Here is a 21,693-nt window from a genome sequence, read left to right as displayed (position 1 = left end):
CAGATGACCAACCTGCTGACTCCCACGCTGGAACTGCCGCTGCCCAAGGCCCAATTGCGGCCCTGGCGGCCTACTGATGCCCCGGCACTGGCCCGGCACGCCAACGACCGAAGCGTCTGGCAGAACCTGCGCGACACGTTTCCGCATCCTTATACCGCCGAAGACGCCGCCTATTACCTGGCGATGGTAGCAGATAGCTCCCGCGACCTGCATCTGGCGTTTGAGGTGCAAGGCGAAGCAGTAGGCAGCATCGGCGTGCATTTCAAGAGTGACGTGCGCCGCCGCTCTGCCGAAATCGGCTACTGGCTGGCCCGGCCGTACTGGGGCCGCGGGCTGGCCACGGCCGCCGTGCAGGCAGTTTCCGAGTATGTGTTTGCGCATTTTGACGTGTGCCGGCTCTACGCGGTGGTGTTCGAGTCTAACGTGGCTTCGGGCCGGGTGCTGGAAAAGGCGGGCTACGAACTGGAAGCCATTCTGCGCAAAAGTGTGGTGAAAGACGGCCGCATGCTCGATTCGAGGCTCTACGCTCTGGTCGTCTGAACAACGGGGCAGGCTAAAGCCACCACGTCTGCGTAAGGCGTCTGATTACCTCATTACTCCATCACCTCATTACCTGATAAGTAAGTGCGCTACTTCCTTCATCTGGCCTACGACGGCACCCGCTACCACGGCTGGCAGGTGCAGCCCAACACCCTCACGGTGCAGCAGGAACTGGACCGCTGCCTCTCGCAGGTGCTGCGGCAGCCTGTGTTTTGCCTGGGCAGCGGCCGCACCGATACGGGCGTGCACGCCAGCCACCAGGTAGCGCACTTCGAGGCCGAAATGCCCGCTACGCTGGATAGCAAAACGCTGCTCTACCGCCTCAACCGCGCCCTGCCGCCCGATATTGCCGCCTACGCGCTGCACCCAGTGCCCGCGCAGGCCCACGCCCGCTTCTCCGCCGACGCCCGCACCTACGAGTACTATGTGCGCCAGGTGCCGGACCCATTCAGCGTGGGGCGCGCCCTCTACGTAGACCTGGCCCCCAATGTAGCCGCCATGAACGAAGCCGCCGCCCACCTGCTCGGCTCGCGCGACTTCACGGCGTTTTCCAAGGTGAAAGGCGGCGAAAACCACTACGTATGCGTGGTGTATGAAGCGGGCTGGCACCAGATGCCCGGCGGACTAGTGTTCCGCATTCGGGCCAACCGGTTTGTGCGGGGCATGGTGCGGCTGGTGGTGGGCACGCTGCTGAGTGTGGGGCGCGGCAAAATCACGCCGGCGCAGTTTCAGCAGATTCTCTGGGCCCAGAACCGGGTGGATGCCAGCGGCGCCGCTCCGGCCCAGGGCCTTTACCTGAGCCGGGTGGAATACATGCCCGATGTGGTGCCGCCGGAACTAGTGCCACCCGGTTTGCCGTACTTTGTAGGCCGATAGTAAACGCAGGCCGCGCATGACAGGTGGGCCGTGCAACTTCCCGCTGCCACTGCCGGTTACTACGCTTCAACTCCTTCTGCTCCTTGGATCCAACCACAGCTACTCCTGCCAAAACCGGCAACATCTTCGACTGGCAGGTGCTGCGCCGGCTGATGGTGTATGTGCGGCCCTACCGGCGCATCTTCTACCTGCTGGTGTTCCTGACCGTGGCCACGGCTGTGCTGGGCACGCTGCGGCCCTTCCTCATCCAGCGCATGGTGGATGTCACGATTGAACAGAACGACTGGGCGGGCCTGAACCGGGGCTTCGGGATTCTGCTGGTGCTGCTGGTGGCGCATGCCTTCGTGAGCTATCTGCAGACGTATTTCGGCGGCTGGCTGGGTCAGTACATTGTGCGCGACATTCGCACTGACCTCTACAAGCACATCCTCAACCTGCGCCTCAAGTTCTTCGACCGCACACCCATTGGTGTGCTCGTGACGCGCAACATTTCCGACGTCGAAACGCTGTCGGACGTGTTCAGTGAGGGGCTGGCCGCTATGATTGGCGACATTCTGCAGATTGTCTTCATCATGGCCTTCATGTTCTACATCGACTGGCGCCTGACGCTGGTGAGCTTATCTGTGATTCCGCCGCTGCTGTTCAGCACCTACGTGTTCAAGGAGAAGGTGAAGAAGTCGTTTCAGGAGGTGCGCACGGCGGTGGCTGGCCTCAATGCCTTCGTGCAGGAACACCTGACGGGCATGAACGTGGTGCAGATTTTCAACAACGAGCAGCGCGAATACCGCAAGTTTCAGGCCCTGAATCAGGAGCATACCCGCGCCAACATTCGCTCGGTGCTGTACTACAGCGTCTATTTTCCGGTGGCCGAAGTGCTGGCGGCGGTAGGAGTGGGGCTGCTGGTGTGGTACGCTGCGCAGGGCCAGATTGAGGGCACCATCTCCAAAGGCGCGCTCATCGCCTTCATCATGTACAACGCGCTGTTCTTCCGCCCTATCCGCCAGATAGCCGACCGGTTCAACACGCTGCAGCTGGGCCTAGTCAGCACCGAGCGGCTGCTGAAGCTGCTCGACAGCCAGGAGTTCGTGCCCAACAACGGCACGCTGGCCCCGGCTACGCTGCGCGGCGAAGTGGAATTCCAGAAGGTATGGTTTGCCTACAACGATGAGGAATGGGTGCTGCGCGACATCAGCTTCAAGGTGGAGCCCGGCCAGACGGTGGCTTTCGTGGGCGCTACCGGGGCCGGCAAAACCAGCATCATCAACCTGCTCAGCCGCTTCTACGACATCAACAAGGGCCATATCCGGGTAGACGGGCACGACCTGGCGGAGTACGACCTGAGCGTGCTGCGCCGCCACATCGGGGTGGTGCTACAGGACGTGTTCCTGTTTGCGGGCACCATCCGCGACAATATCACGCTCGGCCACCAGGATATCACCGACGCCCAGATCTGGGAAGCCGCCGACCTGGTCGGCGCCCGGCGCTTCATCGAGCGGCTGCCCGGCGCCCTCGACTACCCCGTGATGGAGCGCGGCGCCACGCTTTCCGTAGGGCAGCGCCAACTTATCAGCTTCGTGCGCGCCATGGTGTACCAGCCGGCCATTATTATTCTGGATGAAGCCACGTCGTCCGTCGATTCCGAAACCGAGGAGCTGATTCAGGAGGCCATTGAGAAGCTGATGCAGGGCCGCACGTCGCTCGTTATTGCGCACCGCCTCAGCACCATCCAGAAAGCCGACCGCATTATTGTGCTGGACCACGGCGAAATCAAGGAAGCCGGCCGCCACGAGGAGCTGCTGCGCCAGGGCGGCTTCTACCAGCAGCTCTACCAGATGCAGTACAAAGACGTGCTGGCCGGCTAACCCTGCGTGTGGCTCGAACGGCTGCTGCCCCGTAGCTTTGCAGCGGCAGCATCTGCCTTCATTCTGCGCCGGGCAGTGGTCCGCGCCGCTATTCCTTTTCTCATGAACCGAATTTTCCTGCTGCTCTCCCTTTTCCTGATTGTGGCCGTCGCCGTTGCGTATTACTACCTGGGCGGCTTCAAAAAGGCCGAAGTCAAGCTCGAAACTACCGCGCAGCCCATCTTTGTGGCGGGCCGCTACTTCGAAGGGCCTGCCAACAGTGAAGCTTTCGGCGACCTGACCCGCGAAGCCTACCAGATCCGGACCTCGGGCAAGCTGCGCGGTACGTTCGGCAACATCTTCTACAACGACCCCGCCAAAGCCAGCGAAACCGCCAAGGTATTCGTCGGCCTTATCGTAGACGATACTGTGTCGCAGGCGCTGCCGCAGGGCTACCGCTACCGCACCTTTGCCGGCGGCCAGCGCGTGCTGCACGCCCAGATTGAGGCCAGCTACCTCGTAGCGCCCGACAAGCTGTACACCGGCGTGAAAGACGCCGCCAAAACGCAGGGGCTCACGCTGCAAAACGTGTTTCTGGAGCGTTTCCCGACTTCCGGCCCCGTAGAAGTGTGGGCAGCAGTAAAGTAAGTTTAGCGGATATATCCGCCATTAAAAGGCCCGGCTGGAAGAGGTTCCAGCCGGGCCTTTTAGCATAAAGTGACTTGCAGAGCCTATTGACGACCCAGGTAGAACGAGGCCCCCAGGCGCAGGTCGCGCAGCCGGAATCCTGCATCAAACACTGATGCAGTGGGCTTCTCGCCGTTGTAGTCGTCGGTGCCATAAGTAGAGCGCTGATAAGACAGGCCCCGAAGGCCTATTTCCAGCGCGAATAGGCGCGTAGGGAAGTACACGAAGCCCGGGCTCAGCTGTCCGTAGAAGCCGGAGCTCTTGAACTCAGAATCGCTGAAACTGGCCGGCTGCTGCTGCGTGGTTTTGGTGCTCGAATAGCCCACGCCGCCCTGGCCGTAGAAAGCCGCTTTTTCGCCGAAGAACTTGTAGTAACGGGCAAACGGCCCCACCTGCAGACGGCGCGAACTATATTCGCCATAGAGCACGGTAGCTGTTGCGGGTCCCGGCCCCGGAGTAATAAGCTCTGGAATGACAACAGGGTATTTACGGGTTTCCTGCTGCCAGTCCGCCCTTATTCCTACCACCACTAGGTTCTCAGCCACAAAGTAGCCGGCAGTAGGGCTGATGTTGAATTTGCGCCACTGCTCTTCATACTTAGGCACATAAGTAGTGGCCTCCACTTCAGACGTCTGCTGCTGATAGCCGAGGCTACCACCTAGCAGCACCGTGCCCGTGGAGAGCTGCGCCTGTGCGGCCCCGGCCGTAGCCAGAGTCAGGAACCCAAGAAGATACGTTCTCATGGTGCAGTGCGCTAGTTACGGCCCAGGTAGAAGGAGGCACCGAAGCGCAGGTCACTGAGGCCGAAACCGAAGTCCAGGGAGCTGGTTTTGATTTCCGGCAGGTAGGCACCCTGCTTTCCTGTCAGGTTCTCGTAGGAAATGCCGCGGAAGGAGAGTTCCAACCCGAATTTTGGGGTTGGAAAGAACACGAAGCCCGGTGTCAACTGTCCGTAGAAGCCTGTCTGCTTCCGCTTATACGAATTATAGCCGGGGGCAGAGTTGGGCTCAGCAAGCTGCTGAGCACTCCGGTAGCCACCGCCCAGCTGCCCGAAGAAGGCCGCCTGGTCGCCGCCCACAAACTTGTAGTAGCGCAGCATGGGCCCAATGTTGAATTCTTTGGTGGTGTAGTCGCCGTACACAACGTACGGGTCCAGTGGGTCGATGGGCCGGTAGACAGGATAGTCCTCGCTGCTCGTGACGTAGCCCAGGTTCAGGCCCAGCATCAGGTTGTCGGCCAGGAAATGGCCCGCGCCTACGTTGCCTTCAAAGCGACTGGCCTTGCTTTCGTAGCTGCCCGACTTGTTGGTTTCGGTGGTGTAGCCGATGTTGCCGGTGAGCAGGGTCGTGCCCTTGGCAATCTGGGCCTGCGCCCCGGTGGCCGCTGCCAGGCTCAGGGCCAGGCAGCCGATAAAGGTTTTCATGTGGAAATGATAGAAGGGGAGAAAGGATAAGAGTGGCAAGTTAACGCCGTCTATCAGACGCAATTGTAGGCGCTGGAAAATAAAAAAGCCCGCTGAACGGGCGTCCAACGGGCTTTCGATAACCTAGCATAAAGTCGGGGTGGCAGGATTCGAACCTACGGCCTCGTCGTCCCGAACGACGCGCGCTACCGGGCTGCGCTACACCCCGAATTTCCCTGTTGGTGCGGCCTAGTGCACCGGGCAATTCAGATTATTTTGCCGAAAAAAGCCTCCGGGTGGGGTTCCCAGAGGCTTTTCGAGCAAGAAACTCTTCAGTCGGAGTGGCAGGATTCGAACCTACGACCTCCAGCACCCCATGCTGGCGCGATACCAGGCTACGCTACACCCCGAGAGAATTGAGACACAAAGGTAAGGTAGAATCTGAGAGTTGCGCAACACCAGCCCGATAAAATTCTGCCCGGATACCGCCGCAGCCATCTGCAGCAGCGGTAGTCTGCCGCCGCTGCCGGCCGAATCAGCCTCATTGTCTTTGGCTTAAAGTGAAAGGTCCGGGCCGGGTGGGCATAAAAAAAAATTTGCTGCGGAGCCGCTAAAAAAGAAGCGGCCCCTCTCAACTACGTCGAGCGGGGCCGCTTTGCGCCGTGGTGCTGCCGAAATTAGGGGCGGCGGTTCAGGGCGTTCAGGTCGTCGAAGGCCTGCTTCAGGCGGGCTACAAAGGCCTTTTCGCCTTCACGCAGCCACACGCGCGGGTCGTAGTACTTCTTGTTGGGCGAGTCGGGGCCGTTGGGGTTGCCGATCTGGCCCTGCAGGAACGCCTCGTTTTTCACGTAGTTGTTCTTGATGCCTTCCCAGAAAGCCCACTGCAGGTCCGTATCAATGTTCATCTTGATGGCGCCGTAGCTGATAGCCTCCCGGATTTCTTCCTGGCTGGAGCCGGAGCCGCCATGGAACACGAAATCGACGGGCTGCGGGCCGGTGCCGAAGTGCTCCTGCACATACTCCTGCGAGTTTTTCAGAATCACGGGCTGCAGCTTCACGTTGCCGGGCTTGTATACGCCGTGCACGTTGCCGAAAGCGGCGGCCACCGTAAAGCGGGGGCTTACGGCGCTCAGCTCCTTATAGGCATAGGCCACTTCTGAAGGCTGCGTGTAGAGCTTGGAGCTGTCCACATCGGAGTTGTCCACGCCGTCTTCCTCGCCGCCGGTTACGCCCAGCTCGATTTCCAGCGTCATACCAATCTTGTCCATGCGCTCCAGGTAGCGCTTGCACACCTCAATGTTCTCCTCAATCGGCTCCTCCGACAGGTCGAGCATGTGCGAGCTGTACAGCGGCTGGCCATACTGCGCGAAATGCTTCTCACCAGCCGTCAGCAGGCCATCAATCCAGGGCAGCAGCTTCTTGGCGGCGTGGTCGGTGTGCAGAATCACCGGCACATCGTAGAGCTCGGCCATAGCGTGCACGTGCTGGGCACCGGAGATGGCGCCGGCAATGCTGGCGCGCTGGTTGTCGTTCGAGGGATACTTGCCCGCGAAGAACTGCGCACCGCCGTTCGAGAACTGAATAATGACCGGCGAATTCACCTCGTGCGCCGTTTCGAGCACGGCATTTACCGTGTTCGTTCCCGTGACGTTCACGGCCGGCAGCGCGAAAGAATGCGCCTTGGCATACTGAAAAAGAGATTGAACTTCGTCGCTGTGCAGGACACCGGCGCGGAGTCCGGTAAGGGTGGGTGCAGCCATTGCGTAAAAGATGAAAATGGGATTGTGAGCCTTCGAACTTACTCACTTTCTCCGTAGCACCGCCCACCGAAACCTCTCAAAAGACGAAAATGCCCGCCTGCCGTGTGCCCGCAGCACTGGAAAAAAGCAAGTACCGGATAGAAATTATTGAAGCTGCCTGCTGCTAAACGTGCGTTGAGTATGAGGTTTTTACACGTAACAGGCAGCAGGCAGGATGGATTATACCTATCTTTGCTGAATACTGGATTGCTCACTCTAGCGTTAGGCGTGCGAATGAAAACACTCTTTACTCTCGTTTGCCTGGCAGGCGCGCTGTCGCTGTCGGCATCTGTTCAGGCCCAGACCAAGCCGGTGGCCAAGCCCGCCGCGAAGAGCCCCGCTGCTTCCGCCCCGGCTGCCAAGCCAAAAAACCCGGCCCCCGCTACCACCACACCTGCTGCACCCTCGTCGGCAACTCCTGCTCCGGCCAAAGCCACGGCTGCTGCCGAAGCGCCAGCGCCCCCTGCGCTGGTTACCGATAAAATGGAGCAGCCGGCTTCCAATACCGGCGCGCTGAAAGTGCGGGCCGAAACCAACCCTGTTACCAAGCGCCTCTCGGTACGCACCGATGCCACCGGGCCTACCCGGGTAGAAATCAACGGGCCCGATGGCCGGCCGGTCATCACCCGGGACCTGATCAACAGCAGCGAAGTGGCGGTGCTGGACGTGAGCGGGCTGCCGGCCGGTGCCTACATCGTGCAGTGCACTTCCGGCGAGCGGCGCGGCATGAAGCGTGTGATGGTAGGGCAATAGCCATCCTGACAGCTACAAGTGAAAAGCCCGTCTGGCAGTTGCCAGACGGGCTTTTATCATTTTTGAAGGTCCTGGAAGAGCCTGACTGACGGCTAAGCGGCGTCTTCGCTCTGCAGTTGCCGCTCGTACAGTGCCCGGTACAGGCCGGCTTCTTCCTGCATCAGCGCTTCGTGGGTGCCGTGCTGCACAATCCGGCCATCGTCGAGCACCAGAATTTCGTCGGCCAGCTTCACCGAACTCACGCGGTGCGAGATGATAAGGCTGGTACGGTTGTGCATAAGGCGCTGCAGCGCGCCCAGAATGGCGTTTTCGGTATTGGTGTCTACGGCCGACAGCGAGTCGTCGAGGATCAGGATCTTGGGCTCCTTCACCAAGGCCCGCGCAATGCTGACGCGCTGCTTCTGCCCGCCCGACAGCGTGATGCCCCGCTCGCCGACTTTAGTATCGAAGCCTTCGGGGAAGCGCATGATGTTTTCGTAGACGTTGGCGTCTTTGGCGGCCTGCAGCATCCGGGCTTCGTCGGGCTGGTCGAGGCCGAAGTTGATGTTGTTGCGGATGCTGTCCGAGAACAGGAACACGTCCTGCGGCACGTAGCCGATTTGCTCGCGCAGGCTGGTCAGGGCGTAGTCGCGCACATCCACGTTGTCGATTTTGATGGCGCCTTCGCTCACATCGAACAGGCGGCAGAGCAGCACGGCAATGGTGCTTTTGCCCGAGCCCGTGTTGCCGATAACGGCCAGCGTCTGGCCCGGCCGGATGCGGAAGCTCACGTTGCGCAGGGCCTGAATGCCAGTGTCGGGGTAAGTGAAGCTGACGTTGTCGAAGACGATGTCGCCCTGGATTTCCTGCGCTACATTCTCCCGCGACACGATGTCGGTTTTCTGGTCCAGAAACTCGTTGATGCGGGCCTGCGAGGCCTCGGCGCGCTGCACGAGGCTGCTCGTCCAGCCCAGCGCCGTTACGGGCCAGGTCAGCAGGTTCACGTAAATCAGGAACTCGGCAATGCTGCCCGTTGTGATGGTGCCCCGGATAACTTCCTGCCCGCCCAGCCACACCGTGACGATGGTGCTCAGGCCCACCAGAAACAGAATCAGCGGAAAGAAGAGCGAGTTGACGAAGTTCAGGCTCAGGGACTTGTCTTTGTAGTGCTCCGAGGCAATGGCAAACTGCCGGTGCGAATCCTCTTCGCGCACAAACGACTTCAGCACCCGGATACCCGAAAAAGCTTCCTGCACGAAGGTCGTCATGGCGGCTAGGGAGCGTTGGATTTCGTCGGACTTGCGCTCAATCAGCGTGTTGACGTAGAAGATGCTCACGCTCAGGACCGGCAGCGGCAGCAGCGTGTAGAGCGTCAGGCGCACGTTCACCATCAGCATCAGCGGCACGATGAGCACAAACAGAATCACGAGCTGCATGAAATACATCAGGGCCGGCCCGATGTACATGCGCACCCGCCCCACGTCCTCCGAAATCCGCGACATCAGGTCGCCGGTGCTGTGGCGGCGGTAGAAGGCCAGCGGCAGGCTCTGGTAGTGCTGGTAGATTTCGTTTTTCTGGTCGTTTTCCACGTGCCGGCTCATCACGATGAGCGTTTGGCGCATGAAGAACAGAAACACGCCCCGCAGCAGCGCCAGCACAATAATGAGCGTGCCGTACAGCAGCACGTTGCGCCCAAACAGCGAATACACTTCGCTTTGGGCCGAGGTGCCCGCAAACAGGTGGTACAGGTCAATGCCCTCACTCACCAAATCGAAGGCGTAGCGCACTATCTGGGCCGGAAAGATGGCCAGCAGGGTGCTCAGGGCCACAAACAGCACGCCTCCGAGGAAGTGCCATTTATAGCGAAACAGGTATTTATTGGTAGCAGAAAGTGCGCGCACAGCAGGAGAGGATAGGGGCCGGAACTCTTACGGCCCACCCGCCGCGAAGATAGCGCCGCCGATGGCCGTAACCGGAAATTGGGTTACTTTTGCACCCGAATTGAGGTGTGTGCTCCGAAGCGGGGGTTTGGGCCGGATGAATAATAGCCGGTTCTGAGCCGTTCAACGTAAACGCTGAGCCGCAGCGCACTTCTCAAAGATACAACCCGCAAGTTCCGCTCTGTTCTTTCCCAAAATTCCCCCATCCCCCTCTTCTCCGTCCCCATGGTTGAAATCCAAGAAATGACCGATACGTCGGTTTTCGGTCAGATTGCTGAGCACCAGCACGAGCAGGTAGTGTTCTGCCACGACCACGAAACCGGTCTGCGCGCCATCATCGGCATTCACAATACCGTACTGGGCCCGGCCCTGGGCGGCACGCGCATGTGGCACTACGCCTCCGATGCCGAAGCCCTGAACGACGTGCTGCGCCTCTCGCGCGGCATGACGTATAAGGCCGCTATTTCGGGCCTCAATCTGGGTGGAGGCAAGGCCGTCATCATCGGCGACCAGACCATGAAGACCGAGGCGCTGTTGCGCAAGTTCGGCCGCTTCGTGAAAAACCTCAACGGCAAGTACATCACGGCCGAAGATGTGAACATGACCACCAAGGACATGGAATACATCCGGATGGAAACCAAGCACGTAGCGGGCCTGCCCGAAAGCATGGGCGGCTCCGGTGACCCGTCGCCGGTGACGGCCTACGGCACCTACATGGGCATGAAGGCCGCGGCCAAAAAGGCGTTCGGGTCTGACTCGCTGGCTGGCAAGCGCATTGCGGTGCAGGGCGTGGGCCATGTAGGTACCTATCTGCTGGAGTACCTGCAGAAGGAAGGCGCCCAGCTGGTGCTCACCGACTACTACGAAGACCGCGCCATTGAAGCGGCGGCCCGCTTCGGTGCCCGGGCCGTTGGCCTCGATGAAATCTACGACCAGGATGTGGACATCTACTCGCCTTGCGCGCTGGGTGCCACCATCAACGACGACACCATTGCCCGGCTGAAGTGCCGCGTAATTGCTGGCTGCGCCAACAACCAGCTCAAGAGCGAAAATGTGCACGGCCCGGCCCTCGTGGAGCGCGGCATCGTGTATGCCCCCGATTTCCTCATCAATGCCGGTGGCCTCATCAATGTATACTCGGAAGTAGTAGGCGGCAGCCGCCAGACGGCTCTCACCCAGACCGAGAAAATCTACGACTACACCACCCAGGTTCTCAACAAAGCCGAGCAGGAGCAGAGCCATCCGCAAGCCGCCGCCATCCGGCAGGCTGAGGAGCGCATTGCCTCACTGGGCAAAGTAAAATCTACTTTTTAAATGGTGAATGAGTGCATGAGCGAATGAGTGAATGACCACTTCACTCATTCGCTCATGCACTCATTCACTCATTCTTTCTCAACCCCATGCTCAACCGTCGCACGCTCCGCATCAAAGTCATGCAGGCCCTCTACGCCTATCATCAGGCAGTTGCGTCTGATTTTTCGCTGGCTAATGACCAGATTGCGGATGCTTTTGCGCCCGATCTGACCTCGCCGGAGCCCCAGGACCGTCGCAAGCTGCAAGGCCAGCGCAAGCTGGCCGAAGTGGTGCTGAAAGAATGGTACAAGAGCGGCGAGGAGCCCGAAAAAGGCGACGATGCTGATGTGTACGGTGCCGTGCAGGATGCCATCAAGTACTACCAGAAGGCCATAGCGAAGGACGCTTCCTTTTATGGTGGCCAGATGGTGCACGCGGCCGAGAGCATTCACGACCAGTACCTACACCTGCTCAACATTCCGGAGGCGCTGCTACAGGTGATTGAGGAAGACAAAGCCCGCGCCGCCCGCAAGCACATTGCATCGGCCGAGCCGCTGCTGGACACCACCCGCCTCGAAGAGAATCAGGTCATCCAGAAGCTTATCAGCAACACGCAGCTGCAGGCCCTCACCATTCGCCGCTCCCAGCAATGGCACGGCGAAGAGGAGATGGAAGCCCTGCGCACCGCCTGGCGCAACGAGATAAAGCAGGACCCCGAAGTACTCAGTTACCTGGCGGCTCCGGCCGGCAACTACGCCGAGGACCAGGAAATGCTGAAGCACATCTTCAAAGCCTTTGTCTTCAAGGGCGAGAGTCTGCCGCGCTACATCGAGGAAGACGACCTGAACTGGGAGGAAAACCGGCCGGTCGTGAAGAATCTGGTGCTCAAGACGGTGAAGATGCTCGACGAAGCCGCCACCGAGGAAATGGAGCTGATGTCGCTGTCGGCGAACTGGGCCGAGGACAAGGAGTTCGCCGAAAGCCTCTACAAGCAAACCCTGGCCGACGACGAGAAATACGAGAAGCTGATTGCCGAATCGGTGCAGAACTGGGACGTGGAGCGCGTAGCCCTCACCGACAAGATTCTGCTGAAGATGGCGCTCTGCGAAATGCACCTCTTCCGGGGCATTCCGGTGAAAGTGACCATCAACGAGTACATCGAAATCAGCAAAATCTACAGCACCCCCAAGAGCAAGCAGTTCGTGAACGGGATTCTGGATAAATTGGCCCAGGATCTAACCGCCAGCGGCGCCATCCGCAAGTCGGGCCGGGGCCTGCTGGACAACCAGTAGCGCCCAGCCGGGGCAACCTGGCCGGGGCTGGCCTCGTCTATAGGGTGTTATTTTCTTTCCTCTCTTCCCACCACGCCACGTTTCGAATGTTATGGGTAGCAAAACCACTACCGGTATTTTGTGCTTCGCGGGCGGTGCCCTCACCGGGGCCGTCATCGGACTTCTGTATGCACCTGAGAAAGGTCGCGAAACCCGCAGCTGGCTGAGCTATCAGCTGGAAAAGTACCGCGAGACGCTGGCCGACCTCACCGAAAATCTCGTGACCAGCCGCGCCGACCAGAGCCCCAGCTCGGCTAAAAGCGAAGGCCAGCGCGTGATTCAGGATGCCAAAAGCAAGGCGGAGCAGCTGCTCGGCGACGTTGATCAGCTCATCAACCAGATAAACTCCCGCAAAGGCAGTTGAGAATGACGCCAGTGACCAAAATGTGCTGATGCGCTGATTTGCAGGAGGCTTGCCCTCGCTCTGCAAACGGCACATCGGCACATTTTCATTTGTGGCATACTCTGGCGTGGTACCTTTGCGCCAACATGGCCGGCCAGTTGGGCCGGCTTCCCCATCTCCCCATCCCTCATTTCATTACTTGATGCATCTCATCACCCTCATCCCCGGCGACGGCATTGGGCCGGAAATCACGAAAGCTGTAACCGACATTTTCGCTGCCGCCAAGGTGCCTGTGCAATGGGAAGAGCAGAACGCCGGCCAGACCACCTTCGACCAGTCGGGCGAGTTGATTCCGCAGGCGCTGCTGTCGTCGCTGGAGAAAAACCGCGTGGCCCTGAAAGGCCCCATCACGACGCCGGTGGGCAAGGGTTTCCGCAGCATCAACGTAACGCTGCGCCAGAAATACGACCTCTACCAGAACGTGCGCCCGTCTAAAACCACCGACGGCATCAAGACGCGCTACGAGGGCATTGACCTGGTGCTGTTCCGCGAAAACACCGAAGGCCTGTACTCGGGCCTGGAAGTATACGATGAGCGCCTCGGCATTGCCGACTCGTTCAACCGCATTACCAAGGAAGGCTCGCGCAAAATCTGCCGCGCCGCCTTTGCCTACGCCGACAAGCACGGCCGCAAAAAAGTGACGCTCGCCCACAAAGCCAACATCCTGAAAATGGCCGGCACCCTGATGCTGAACGCCTGCAAAGAAGCCAGCAACGAGTTTCCGCACATCGTGTTCGAGGACAAGATCATCGACAACATGTGCATGCAGCTGGTAAACAAGCCCGAGCAGTTCGATGTGGTGGTAACCACCAACCTCTTCGGCGACATTCTTTCTGACCTGTGCGCCGGCCTCGTGGGCGGCCTGGGCGTAGTGGCCGGCGCCAACATCGGCGACGATATGGCCATTTTCGAAGCCGTACACGGCTCGGCTCCCGATATTGCCGGCCAGGGCAAAGCCAACCCCACGGCGCTGCTCCGCTCGGCCCTGATGATGCTGCACCACCTGGGCGAGCACACCTACGCCGACCAGATTGAGAAGGCGCTGGAAGCTACTCTCAAAGACAAAAACAAGTGCACCGGCGACCTAGGCGGCCCTGCCTCCACCTCGGAGTTTGCGCAGGCAATTATTGCTAATTTGCAGGTTGCCTAGGTACTTGCCTGGGTTCACATTCTTTTTCGCATGAAACGTATTCTCTTTCCTTCTTTCCTGCTGGCGGGTGCTCTGCTGGCGGGTTCCTGCTCCAACGATAAGCCCGCCGAGGTAGGCGCGGAAGGCATGAACGCCGCCGCCACCGAAGCCGCCGCCAACCCGACCATTGACAACCCCAATGTGACGGCCGAAACTGAAGTAGCCAACCCAAACGCGCCGGTGATGACCTTCGCCAAAACCGAGCACGACTTCGGCGACATCAAGCCCGGCGACGTGGTAAAGCACACGTTTGAGTTCACGAACACCGGCAAGTCGCCGCTGCTCATCGAGAATGCGCAGGCGGCCTGCGGCTGCACCACGCCTTCCTGGACCAAGGAGCCTGTGCAGCCCGGCGGCAAAGGCACGATTGAGGTGCAGTTTGACAGCCACGGCAAATCCGGCATCCAGAACAAGCAGGTGACGGTGCAGGCCAACACCACGCCCAGCATCAACCAGATTTCCATCAAGACCAACATTCTGCCCGACGGCCAGCAAGGCCCGATCCTGCGGTAGCGTGTAGCAAGCCGACGGCTGATGAGGTGAAACGAGGTTCTGGTTAGTAAGGAGCCTGGTTTCACCTCATTGCTGTTTTCTGTTTTCCTGCCACCGTATTGCCTAACTGTCTCTGTTTATGTTTGCTACCCTCTTTCTTCAGGCCGCCGCGCCATCCTCTGCCAACAGCTTTTTGTCGTACCTGTTTCCGGTAGCCATTGCGGTAATAATGTACTTCTTCATGATCCGGCCGCAGCAGCGCAAAGCAGCGGAGGCCAAGAAGTTCCGCGAATCCATTGCCAAAGGTGCTACCGTGGTTACGATTGGCGGGCTGCACGGCAAGGTGCTGGATCTGAGCGACGACGCGGTTATCATTGAGGTAGACCGGGGCACGAAGCTTAAATTCGACCGCTCGGCCATTGCCCGCGAAGTGAAACCCGCTAAAGCCGCCGCTGACGCGCCAGCCACCTCGGCCTAATCCTACGCTGCCCTTATGCCGCTTGTCCGCCCTGCCCGTATGCTGCGCTGGTTCGTCAGCCCGTTTTACGGGCAGGAGCGCAGCTATTGGCGGGCCGTAACGGCATGCTTTCTGGCCGCCAGCACCTTCTGGATGCTGAACGCCCTTAACAAGACCTACACCACTCGCATCACCTATCCGCTGGCCTGGCGCTACGATGCCTCGCGCTACATGCCGGTGAAGCCTCTGCCAACGGAAATAGCCGTAAACGTGACCAGCCGCGGCTGGAAACTGCTTCGTAAGCAACTGATGCTGGACGTGAAGCCGGCCGAAATAACGCTGTATGGCCTGCCCAACACGCGCTACGTGACGGGCCTGGCCGTGCGGCCGGCGCTGCAGTCGGCCATGGAAGGGCTGCAGTTCAACTACCTGATTTCGGATACGCTCTGGGTGGAATTCGACCGGCTGGTGAGCCGCCGCCTGACCCTGGCGCTGAGTCCCGCCGCCGATGGCTCGGCGCTGCCGTTTGCGGCCCGTTTCATGCCGGCGCAGGTGCTGTTCCGGGGGCCGGCCCGGCAGGTAGAGGCGCTGGCCAACCCGTATCCGGTACATCTGCCCCAGGCGCCCGCCAGCAGCAGCAACGGCGACCTGAGCGTACCGATTGGCGGCCCGGAATTGGTGCAGACCAATGTGCAGGAAGTGCGTGTGCGCCTGCAGCCCCGGCCACTGGTGAGCGTGGGCCTGAATGTGCTGCCGGAGTTGGTCGGCTTCCCGGCGGGCCACATCTACCAGCTCCACCCCGCAACCGTGCGCGTGCGCCTGCAGTGCTTCCCCGAAGACAGCGCCCGCCTCGACCGAAGCAAAGTGCGCGTTCGGCTACACTACGGCCAGTTTACCGGCCCCGATTCCAGCCTCCAACCCGTACTGGCTCACGTGCCCGAAACGGTGCGCGGCCGCCGCGTCATCACCAAAGCAGTGCGTATCACCACAGTTCCACAGGAGTAGCTGCATACGCTGAGCAAGGGAGCAGCCGTTCAGGCATATGCTGCAGTTGCTCAGGCCTTCAGCATACTCACTTACTCTCCAGCGTATGCGTCGGATTGGCATTACGGGCGGTATTGGCTCGGGCAAAAGCGTGGTGTGCCGCCTGTTTCAGGTGCTGGGCGTGCCGGTGTACGATTCGGATTTCCGGGCCAAGTGGGTGATGGTGAACGACGCGCACCTGCGCGACGAGCTGCAGGCCGCTTTCGGGCCCGATACCTTCGACGCCGCCGGCCAGCTCAACCGCACCCACATCAGCCGCCTTGCCTTCGCCGATCCTGCCCAACTGGCGCGCCTCAATGCGCTGGTGCACCCCGCCGTAGGCCGCGACTTCGCCCAATGGTCGGCGGAGCGTGAGGCGCAGGGCCATGCCTACATCCTAAAAGAAGCCGCGCTACTGTACGAGTCGGGGGCCTACCGCCAGCTGGACCAAGTCATTACGGTATTTGCGCCGCTGGAAATCCGGCAGGCCCGGGTGCTGCACCGCGACCCGCACCGCACCGCCGACGACGTGCTGGCCATCATCGGGAAGCAGATGAGCGAGGAAGAAAAAATGCAGCGCGCCGACCACCTCATCCGCAACGACGACCAACACTTGCTGATTCCGCAGGTGCTGCAACTGCACCAGGCTTTCAGCGGAGAGTAACTGAGCAATTGAGTAGCCGCGTGGATAGGTAACATAAACAGCCCCACAACAGACCGTCATTCCGAGCGCAGCCGGAATGACGGTTTTTTCTTTGCTGGCCACATGCCCTAGGCCAGATGCATCTGGGCCACAGAGCATGAGCGGAGTAAGCCGCAATCCATAACGGCTTACTCCGCTACTCAACCATTCGGCTGCTCTTCACCGAATAATCGGGCTGCGCTCGAAAGGCCGCTGCCGGTCGAAGAGGTAGCGGTAGGTGACGTGGGTTTTGTAGATGCGCGCCCCGATGGAGCGGGTCAGGGCCAGCATCCGGGGGTTGAAGTCGCCTATCCAGTTCATTTCGATTTCTGTGTAGCCGGCCCGCATAAACTCGGCGCGGGCATGCACCATCAGGGCGCTTTCTACTCCCTTGCCCTGCCACTCCGGCACCACGCCAAATATTACTCCGAAGAGCTTTTTGTCGGTGCGCTGCTCGTAGCGGTGCTTTTGCCACAAAAAGCGCAGCTTATTCCAGAGGTTGAAGTTGCGGCCTACGTGCCTGAAAATCTGGTTTAGCTCCGGCAAGCTCACGAAGAAGGCAATCGGCTCGTCGTTGTGGTAGGCAAACCAAAGCAGGCGCTCATCCAGCACGGGCTTCATCTGGCGCACCAGTTCGCGGGCTTTTTCCAGCGGCATGGCCGCAATGCCGCTGTGGTTGGCCCAGGCCAGGTTATAGACGTGGTGGAAGTCTCGGGCCATCTTTTCCGGGTCGCGCTTGCTGGCGTGCCGGAACTGGAAGGCCGGATATTGCTCGGCGTAGCGCACGGCGGCGTTGCTGAAGCTGGGGTGCAGCTGCGTAGCTACTTCGCGGTAGCAGGTATACTGCTTGAAATACGTTTGAAAGCCATAGCTCTCAAATAGTTGCTGATAATACGGCGGGTGGTAGAACATGCCGTAGTTGGGCTCGGTGAAGCCCGACACCAGCAGCCCCCAGTACCGGTCCCGCTCCCCGAAATTGATGGGCCCGTCCATGGCCTGCATGCCGCGCCCGGCCAGCCAGGCGCGGCTGGCCTCAAACAGCGTATTGGCCGCCGCCTGATCATCAATGCACTCAAAGAAGCCCATGCCGCCGGTGGGCAGCGTGGTATCGGCGTAGGCTGTCTGCTGGTTTACGAAGGCCGCTACCCGGCCGATAACCTCCCCGGTGTCATTGGTCAGAATCCAGCGAATAGCTTCACCGTGCTTGAAATTGGCGTTCTGCTTCGGGTCGAAAACCGCTTCCAGCTCGTGGTCGAGGGGCGGAATCCAGTTGGGGTGCTGCTGATAAATCCGCTCCGCCAGGTCGCGGAACTGGCGGGCGCGGGTCGGGCTGTTGACTTCGAGCAGAGGCATAGCAAGTGTAGAAGAGGAGTGAGGCCCCGGGTTTCAGGAGAAAGCAGGGTTCGGCAAGCGTGGGCGCGAAGGTAAGAACAGACTTACTGCCGCCGGAAAACGGACAGCACCTTCACGCCCCCGGCCCGGATGGCGTGCACCTCGGTACCCAATGAATCGAGGTAGGACTGCGGGTGCCAGCGGTAGCCGGCCAGGTAGTAGCGGGCAGTGCCATCGGGGGTGTAGCGCAGGCGGGCCCGGTCCTGGGGCTTGATGATGAGGGAGTTGTTGTAGAGCGGATAGTGCCAGAATACATTCACCGTCACTTCCGGCGAAGCATCCTGCGCCAGCACCCACTCCAGGCCCTGCCGGTAGCCCAGCCCCCAGTAGTCGCGCTCAAAAAGCTGCTCGGCCACCTCGCCCGGCAGAAAGCTGAAATACACATTCTGATGCGGGTGCATCTGCACGATGCGCACGGCAGTATGCGCGGTTTCGAGCAAACCCAGCCCGATGGCCGCCCGGGCCGCCATGCGCCGCCAGCCGGCCTGCCGGCTTAGCCGCACCATTTGCCGGATGCCCTGCACCGCCCACAGCAGCAGCGCCGGATACACGAAATACAGGTGTCGCCAGCCTTCATACACTACCGTATGCGTGAGCATGACCACCTGTATGGGGCCCAGCAGCCACAGAGCCACCAGCACGCCGGTACGGCCTGCGGCGGTGCTCAGTGCGCGGCGGCCCCGCTGCCAGCCGTACCATAGCGCCGCCCCCAGGCCTACTACCGCCGCCAATGAAAACGGTAGCGGAATCGTGATGCCCATCCAGACCGGAATGTAGTGCCACGGCAACTCGCCTACCAGCAGAAACTGGCCCATGTAGAAGTTGGTGAAGCCCCAGGGGTAGCGCACCGCGTGTGTGCTCACCTCCAGCAGCTTCGGCAGCGAATGGGCCCACAGATACGGCCAGCCCGCCAGCACCCCCACGGTGGTTGCCCCCAGATACGCCAGCAGTACCGACAGCAACATCCGCCGGCCCGGCAGCGGCTCCAGGCCCCAGCGTTTTTCCAGCCCCAGCCCCACCAGCGTAAACAGCACCAGCTGCAGGCCCTGCACCCGGATATCCATGGCCAGCGCGGTAGCCAGCCCGTGCAGCAGGGCCCGGCCCACGGTGGGCCGCTGGCACAGGCGCAGCAGCGTGTACATGGCCAGCGTGAAAAAGGCCATGTACACGATGTCCTTGCCGTTGTAGAAGCCCTCGGCAAAGAACCGCGGCGACAACACCAGCAGCGCCGCCCCCAGCAGCCCCCAGCGCCAGTCGCGCAGCCAGTGGGTGCCCAGCCGGTATAGCGCCCAGGCGCCCATCGTGAAGAGGCTGAAGATCAGAAAGTGGCGCAGCAGAAAATAGGAGCGGGAGTCGTGGTCGGTGAGCAGGTAGCTCAGCACTACGGCGCTCATCTCGAACAGCGGCCCGTGGTGCGCGTCCGGGAAGTCGAGGATGTCGGGAGTGGTGGCGAAAGTGGGGTGGCTCTGAATCGGGTGCGTGGCCGGCAGCAGCTTGGCCGCAATGAACTTGAGGTTGACCAGCCCGTTGAGGTGGTTGTTCGTTTCATCCCACGACACGCCATAGTCGCGGTGCAGCCAGGCACCCAGTAGCAGTAGCACCCCAAAAAACAGCCCCGTACTTAGCCGACGGACTTTACTGGCAACAGGCATCGACAAGAAATTGAACAGGAAAGCAGATAGAAAAGCTGGCTGCGAAGATGCGAAGCCCGGCACTAGGGCCGCCGGAATACCGAAAGTATCTTGATGCCCCCGGCCCGGATAGTGTAAACTTCTGTGCCCAAACTATCGGGATAGGGCTGCGGGTGCCAGCGGTAGTTAGCCAGAAAATAGCGGGCCGGCGGCGCGCTTTGGGCGGCTGGTACGCGGCGCAGGCGCGCCTGGTCAGAAGCCGACAGTAGGAAGGCATTGGCGTACACCATATCCGGCACGTCGCTGGCCACGGTTACCTGCGGCGCCGGGTCGTGGGCCAGCACCCAGTCCAGTCCCTGCCGAAACGCCAGGCCCCAGTAGTCGCGCTCAAACTGCTGCTCTGCCACCCGGGCCGGCAGGAAGCTGAAGTACAGATGCTGATAAGGATGAAGCTGCACTATGCGCGCTACCGTCCGCAGCGTCTCGCCGCCCAGCAGCAGGAGCAGCGCCGTGGCAAGGTGCCGCACCCATTGCCGGGGCTGTGCGGCAGCCCGCCCAAGCAGCAGCAGGCCGCGCACAGCCAGCAGCAGCAGCGCCGGATACACGAAATACAGGTGCCGCCAGCCATCATACAGCGTCGAGCGCAGCACTATCACCATCAGCACCGGCCCGAGGAGCCAGCCCAGGGTCAGCAGGTGCAGGCGGCCGGGCAGGGTACGCGCCATACTGAAGCGCTGTCGTAGGATCTGCCGAACCGAAGCCCCAACTCCCAGCACTGCCGCCAGCACGTAAGGCAGCGGAGTCGTGATGAGCATCCAGACCGGAACGTAGTGCCACGGAAGCTGAGCGGCGGGCACAAACTGCCCCAGATACAGCGTGCTGAAGGGCCAGCCGTAGCGGCTCAGGCTCTGGTAGGCCTCCAGAAAATGCGCCAGTGGCGCCTCCCACAGATACGGCCAGCAGGCAATGGTTCCGAGCACAGTGGCGCACCCATACACGGCCAGCATCCTGGCAAGGCGGCGCGTCGGTATGGTATCGTTCGGGCCGGGAAAGGCGGCCAGCAGGCCCACCCCGGCCACCGTGAAGGCCACTATAATGAAGGCCGGCAGCCGCAGCCCAATGGCCGCGGCCGTAGCCAGGCCATGCACCAGGGCCCACCACAGCGTAGGCCGCTGGAGCAGCCGCGCCAGCGTGTACATGGCCAGCGTGAAAAAGGCCATGAAGACAATGTCCTTACCGTTGAAGAAGGCTTCCGCAAAAAACCTCGGCGAGAACACCAGCAACGCCGCCGCCAGCAGCCCCGCCAGCCGATGCCCAAACTGCAGCCAGGCCAGCCGATACAAGGCCCACGTGCCACCCACAAACGTCAGAAAGACACACAGGTGCCGCAGCAGAAAATAGTGGCCCGGCTGCCCATCGGCAAGCAGCCGCCCCAGCCCCGCCACCGGCAGCTCAAACAGCACGCCATGGTCGTTGTTCTTGTTGCTGGCCAGGGGCGGAATCCGCCGCAGGTCGGCATCGGCCGGCAGCAGCGCCGGAAACAGCTGCTCGGCCACATACTTGGCATTGATGGCGCCATTGTGATGGTCGGTTGGCTCATCCACCGAAACGCCGTAGTCGCGGAAGAGCAGCAGCCCGGCCAGCAGCAGCAAGCCAAAGAACATGCGTACCAGCCAGTTCTGCCTTTTAGCGCGTGCAAGCATAGTCCCAAACAGAAATACAGCTTCCGACACCAGGCCGGCCGGAAAACAAAAAAGGACAGCCGGGAGGGCTGTCCTTGTAATGGTGGGAGATACTGGGTTCGAACCAGTGACCCTCTGCTTGTAAGGCAGATGCTCTGAACCAGCTGAGCTAATCTCCCGAGGGGTATGCGTAAACAATAAAGTGGGAGATACTGGGTTCGAACCAGTGACCCTCTGCTTGTAAGGCAGATGCTCTGAACCAGCTGAGCTAATCTCCCATGGGCGTGTCCCGTTTGGGATG

The 21,693-nt window shown here is 60.7% G+C and carries 20 protein-coding genes and 4 tRNA genes; 13 read left to right on the top strand and 11 right to left on the bottom strand.

Features of this window, described 5'->3' with window-relative positions; translation table 11 throughout:
* The first annotated feature begins 3 nt into the window (after nt 1-3).
* The 4 genes from BUE15_RS02025 to BUE15_RS02010 all read left to right on the top strand — a co-directional run bounded on the left by BUE15_RS02025 (nt 4) and on the right by BUE15_RS02010 (nt 3,905).
* Nucleotides 4-540, top strand: coding sequence for a GNAT family N-acetyltransferase (locus BUE15_RS02025; protein ID WP_073281010.1), 537 nt, complete (start codon nt 4-6; stop codon nt 538-540).
* An 84-nt stretch (nt 541-624) separates the two neighbouring features.
* A complete protein-coding gene (gene truA, locus BUE15_RS02020; protein ID WP_073281009.1) occupies nt 625-1,416 on the top strand; it encodes a tRNA pseudouridine(38-40) synthase TruA in 792 nt (263 codons plus the stop codon).
* 152 nt (nt 1,417-1,568) lie between these two features.
* A complete protein-coding gene (locus BUE15_RS02015; protein WP_073281175.1) occupies nt 1,569-3,278 on the top strand; it encodes an ABC transporter ATP-binding protein in 1,710 nt (569 codons plus the stop codon).
* A 102-nt stretch (nt 3,279-3,380) separates the two neighbouring features.
* Nucleotides 3,381-3,905, top strand: a complete 525-nt coding sequence (locus tag BUE15_RS02010) for a hypothetical protein (protein WP_073281008.1) — start codon at nt 3,381-3,383, stop codon at nt 3,903-3,905.
* Between the two features lie 83 nt (nt 3,906-3,988).
* Here the strand turns inward: BUE15_RS02010 and BUE15_RS02005 are convergent, their stop codons facing one another.
* The 5 genes from BUE15_RS02005 to fbaA form a co-directional block, all read right to left on the bottom strand.
* Nucleotides 3,989-4,687, bottom strand: a complete 699-nt coding sequence (locus BUE15_RS02005; protein WP_073281007.1) for an outer membrane beta-barrel protein — start codon at nt 4,685-4,687, stop codon at nt 3,989-3,991.
* An 11-nt stretch (nt 4,688-4,698) separates the two neighbouring features.
* Complete coding sequence (locus tag BUE15_RS02000) at nt 4,699-5,367, bottom strand: outer membrane beta-barrel protein (RefSeq protein ID WP_073281006.1); 669 nt, start codon at nt 5,365-5,367, stop codon at nt 4,699-4,701.
* Between the two features lie 134 nt (nt 5,368-5,501).
* Nucleotides 5,502-5,575, bottom strand: a tRNA-Pro gene (locus BUE15_RS01995).
* Nucleotides 5,576-5,682: 107 nt separating this feature from the next.
* Nucleotides 5,683-5,756: transfer RNA gene (locus tag BUE15_RS01990), tRNA-Pro, on the bottom strand.
* 267 nt (nt 5,757-6,023) lie between these two features.
* Nucleotides 6,024-7,106 carry a class II fructose-bisphosphate aldolase gene (fbaA, locus tag BUE15_RS01985; protein WP_073281005.1) on the bottom strand — a complete coding sequence of 361 codons (1,083 nt, stop codon included), beginning with the start codon at nt 7,104-7,106 and terminating at the stop codon, nt 6,024-6,026.
* A gap of 273 nt (nt 7,107-7,379) precedes the next feature.
* On the opposite strand from fbaA, the gene BUE15_RS01980 reads away from it, so the two are divergent.
* Nucleotides 7,380-7,898, top strand: a complete 519-nt coding sequence (locus BUE15_RS01980; protein ID WP_073281004.1) for a T9SS type A sorting domain-containing protein — start codon at nt 7,380-7,382, stop codon at nt 7,896-7,898.
* Nucleotides 7,899-7,990: 92 nt separating this feature from the next.
* Here the strand turns inward: BUE15_RS01980 and BUE15_RS01975 are convergent, their stop codons facing one another.
* Nucleotides 7,991-9,778 carry an ABC transporter ATP-binding protein gene (locus tag BUE15_RS01975; protein WP_073281003.1) on the bottom strand — a complete coding sequence of 596 codons (1,788 nt, stop codon included), beginning with the start codon at nt 9,776-9,778 and terminating at the stop codon, nt 7,991-7,993.
* Nucleotides 9,779-10,042: 264 nt separating this feature from the next.
* On the opposite strand from BUE15_RS01975, the gene BUE15_RS01970 reads away from it, so the two are divergent.
* From BUE15_RS01970 to coaE, 8 genes are all read left to right on the top strand, one after another.
* The gene (locus BUE15_RS01970) at nt 10,043-11,131 is read left to right on the top strand and encodes a Glu/Leu/Phe/Val dehydrogenase dimerization domain-containing protein (protein ID WP_073281002.1); all 1,089 of its coding nucleotides are present in this window, start codon (nt 10,043-10,045) and stop codon (nt 11,129-11,131) included.
* Nucleotides 11,132-11,217: 86 nt separating this feature from the next.
* The gene (nusB, locus tag BUE15_RS01965) at nt 11,218-12,402 is read left to right on the top strand and encodes a transcription antitermination factor NusB (RefSeq protein WP_073281001.1); all 1,185 of its coding nucleotides are present in this window, start codon (nt 11,218-11,220) and stop codon (nt 12,400-12,402) included.
* 91 nt (nt 12,403-12,493) lie between these two features.
* Nucleotides 12,494-12,805, top strand: a complete 312-nt coding sequence (locus tag BUE15_RS01960) for a YtxH domain-containing protein (RefSeq protein WP_073281000.1) — start codon at nt 12,494-12,496, stop codon at nt 12,803-12,805.
* Nucleotides 12,806-12,986: 181 nt separating this feature from the next.
* Complete coding sequence (locus BUE15_RS01955) at nt 12,987-13,994, top strand: isocitrate/isopropylmalate dehydrogenase family protein (protein WP_073280999.1); 1,008 nt, start codon at nt 12,987-12,989, stop codon at nt 13,992-13,994.
* 30 nt (nt 13,995-14,024) lie between these two features.
* On the top strand, nt 14,025-14,546 hold the full coding sequence (locus BUE15_RS01950; RefSeq protein WP_073280998.1) for a DUF1573 domain-containing protein: 522 nt from the start codon (nt 14,025-14,027) through the stop codon (nt 14,544-14,546).
* A gap of 118 nt (nt 14,547-14,664) precedes the next feature.
* On the top strand, nt 14,665-15,003 hold the full coding sequence (gene yajC, locus BUE15_RS01945) for a preprotein translocase subunit YajC (protein WP_073280997.1): 339 nt from the start codon (nt 14,665-14,667) through the stop codon (nt 15,001-15,003).
* A gap of 39 nt (nt 15,004-15,042) precedes the next feature.
* Nucleotides 15,043-15,987: a hypothetical protein gene (locus tag BUE15_RS01940; protein WP_073280996.1), complete on the top strand. Its 945-nt coding sequence runs from the start codon at nt 15,043-15,045 to the stop codon at nt 15,985-15,987.
* An 85-nt stretch (nt 15,988-16,072) separates the two neighbouring features.
* Nucleotides 16,073-16,669, top strand: coding sequence for a dephospho-CoA kinase (coaE, locus tag BUE15_RS01935; RefSeq protein ID WP_073280995.1), 597 nt, complete (start codon nt 16,073-16,075; stop codon nt 16,667-16,669).
* A gap of 198 nt (nt 16,670-16,867) precedes the next feature.
* Here coaE and BUE15_RS01930 read toward each other — a convergent pair whose 3' ends face one another.
* The 5 genes from BUE15_RS01930 to BUE15_RS01910 form a co-directional block, all read right to left on the bottom strand.
* Complete coding sequence (locus BUE15_RS01930) at nt 16,868-18,040, bottom strand: GNAT family N-acetyltransferase (protein ID WP_073280994.1); 1,173 nt, start codon at nt 18,038-18,040, stop codon at nt 16,868-16,870.
* Nucleotides 18,041-18,123: 83 nt separating this feature from the next.
* A complete protein-coding gene (locus BUE15_RS21860) occupies nt 18,124-19,731 on the bottom strand; it encodes a hypothetical protein (protein ID WP_170865166.1) in 1,608 nt (535 codons plus the stop codon).
* 62 nt (nt 19,732-19,793) lie between these two features.
* The gene (locus tag BUE15_RS01920) at nt 19,794-21,413 is read right to left on the bottom strand and encodes an ArnT family glycosyltransferase (protein ID WP_139252082.1); all 1,620 of its coding nucleotides are present in this window, start codon (nt 21,411-21,413) and stop codon (nt 19,794-19,796) included.
* 80 nt (nt 21,414-21,493) lie between these two features.
* Nucleotides 21,494-21,571: transfer RNA gene (locus BUE15_RS01915), tRNA-Val, on the bottom strand.
* Between the two features lie 24 nt (nt 21,572-21,595).
* A tRNA-Val gene (locus tag BUE15_RS01910) sits at nt 21,596-21,670 on the bottom strand.
* Nucleotides 21,671-21,693: the final 23 nt, after the last annotated feature.

It is taken from the genome of Hymenobacter psychrotolerans DSM 18569, from assembly GCF_900142395.1.
GTDB classification, from domain to species: domain Bacteria; phylum Bacteroidota; class Bacteroidia; order Cytophagales; family Hymenobacteraceae; genus Hymenobacter; species Hymenobacter psychrotolerans.
This window is presented reverse-complemented; position numbering and strand designations above follow the sequence as displayed.

What these genes read in the sequence shown, in the direction of transcription:
- BUE15_RS02025 (WP_073281010.1), top strand. Translation starts at nt 4, where the DNA reads ATGACCAACCTGCTGACTCCCACGCTGGAACTGCCGCTGCCCAAGGCC.
- BUE15_RS02015 (WP_073281175.1), top strand. Translation starts at nt 1,569, where the DNA reads ATGGTGTATGTGCGGCCCTACCGGCGCATCTTCTACCTGCTGGTGTTC.
- BUE15_RS02010 (WP_073281008.1), top strand. Translation starts at nt 3,381, where the DNA reads ATGAACCGAATTTTCCTGCTGCTCTCCCTTTTCCTGATTGTGGCCGTC.
- BUE15_RS02005 (WP_073281007.1), bottom strand. Translation starts at nt 4,687, where the DNA reads ATGAGAACGTATCTTCTTGGGTTCCTGACTCTGGCTACGGCCGGGGCC.
- BUE15_RS02000 (WP_073281006.1), bottom strand. Translation starts at nt 5,367, where the DNA reads ATGAAAACCTTTATCGGCTGCCTGGCCCTGAGCCTGGCAGCGGCCACC.
- fbaA (WP_073281005.1), bottom strand. Translation starts at nt 7,106, where the DNA reads ATGGCTGCACCCACCCTTACCGGACTCCGCGCCGGTGTCCTGCACAGC.
- BUE15_RS01980 (WP_073281004.1), top strand. Translation starts at nt 7,380, where the DNA reads ATGAAAACACTCTTTACTCTCGTTTGCCTGGCAGGCGCGCTGTCGCTG.
- BUE15_RS01970 (WP_073281002.1), top strand. Translation starts at nt 10,043, where the DNA reads ATGGTTGAAATCCAAGAAATGACCGATACGTCGGTTTTCGGTCAGATT.
- nusB (WP_073281001.1), top strand. Translation starts at nt 11,218, where the DNA reads ATGCTCAACCGTCGCACGCTCCGCATCAAAGTCATGCAGGCCCTCTAC.
- BUE15_RS01960 (WP_073281000.1), top strand. Translation starts at nt 12,494, where the DNA reads ATGGGTAGCAAAACCACTACCGGTATTTTGTGCTTCGCGGGCGGTGCC.
- BUE15_RS01955 (WP_073280999.1), top strand. Translation starts at nt 12,987, where the DNA reads ATGCATCTCATCACCCTCATCCCCGGCGACGGCATTGGGCCGGAAATC.
- BUE15_RS01950 (WP_073280998.1), top strand. Translation starts at nt 14,025, where the DNA reads ATGAAACGTATTCTCTTTCCTTCTTTCCTGCTGGCGGGTGCTCTGCTG.
- yajC (WP_073280997.1), top strand. Translation starts at nt 14,665, where the DNA reads ATGTTTGCTACCCTCTTTCTTCAGGCCGCCGCGCCATCCTCTGCCAAC.
- BUE15_RS01940 (WP_073280996.1), top strand. Translation starts at nt 15,043, where the DNA reads ATGCTGCGCTGGTTCGTCAGCCCGTTTTACGGGCAGGAGCGCAGCTAT.
- coaE (WP_073280995.1), top strand. Translation starts at nt 16,073, where the DNA reads ATGCGTCGGATTGGCATTACGGGCGGTATTGGCTCGGGCAAAAGCGTG.
- BUE15_RS01930 (WP_073280994.1), bottom strand. Translation starts at nt 18,040, where the DNA reads ATGCCTCTGCTCGAAGTCAACAGCCCGACCCGCGCCCGCCAGTTCCGC.
- BUE15_RS21860 (WP_170865166.1), bottom strand. Translation starts at nt 19,731, where the DNA reads ATGCCTGTTGCCAGTAAAGTCCGTCGGCTAAGTACGGGGCTGTTTTTT.
- BUE15_RS01920 (WP_139252082.1), bottom strand. Translation starts at nt 21,413, where the DNA reads ATGCTTGCACGCGCTAAAAGGCAGAACTGGCTGGTACGCATGTTCTTT.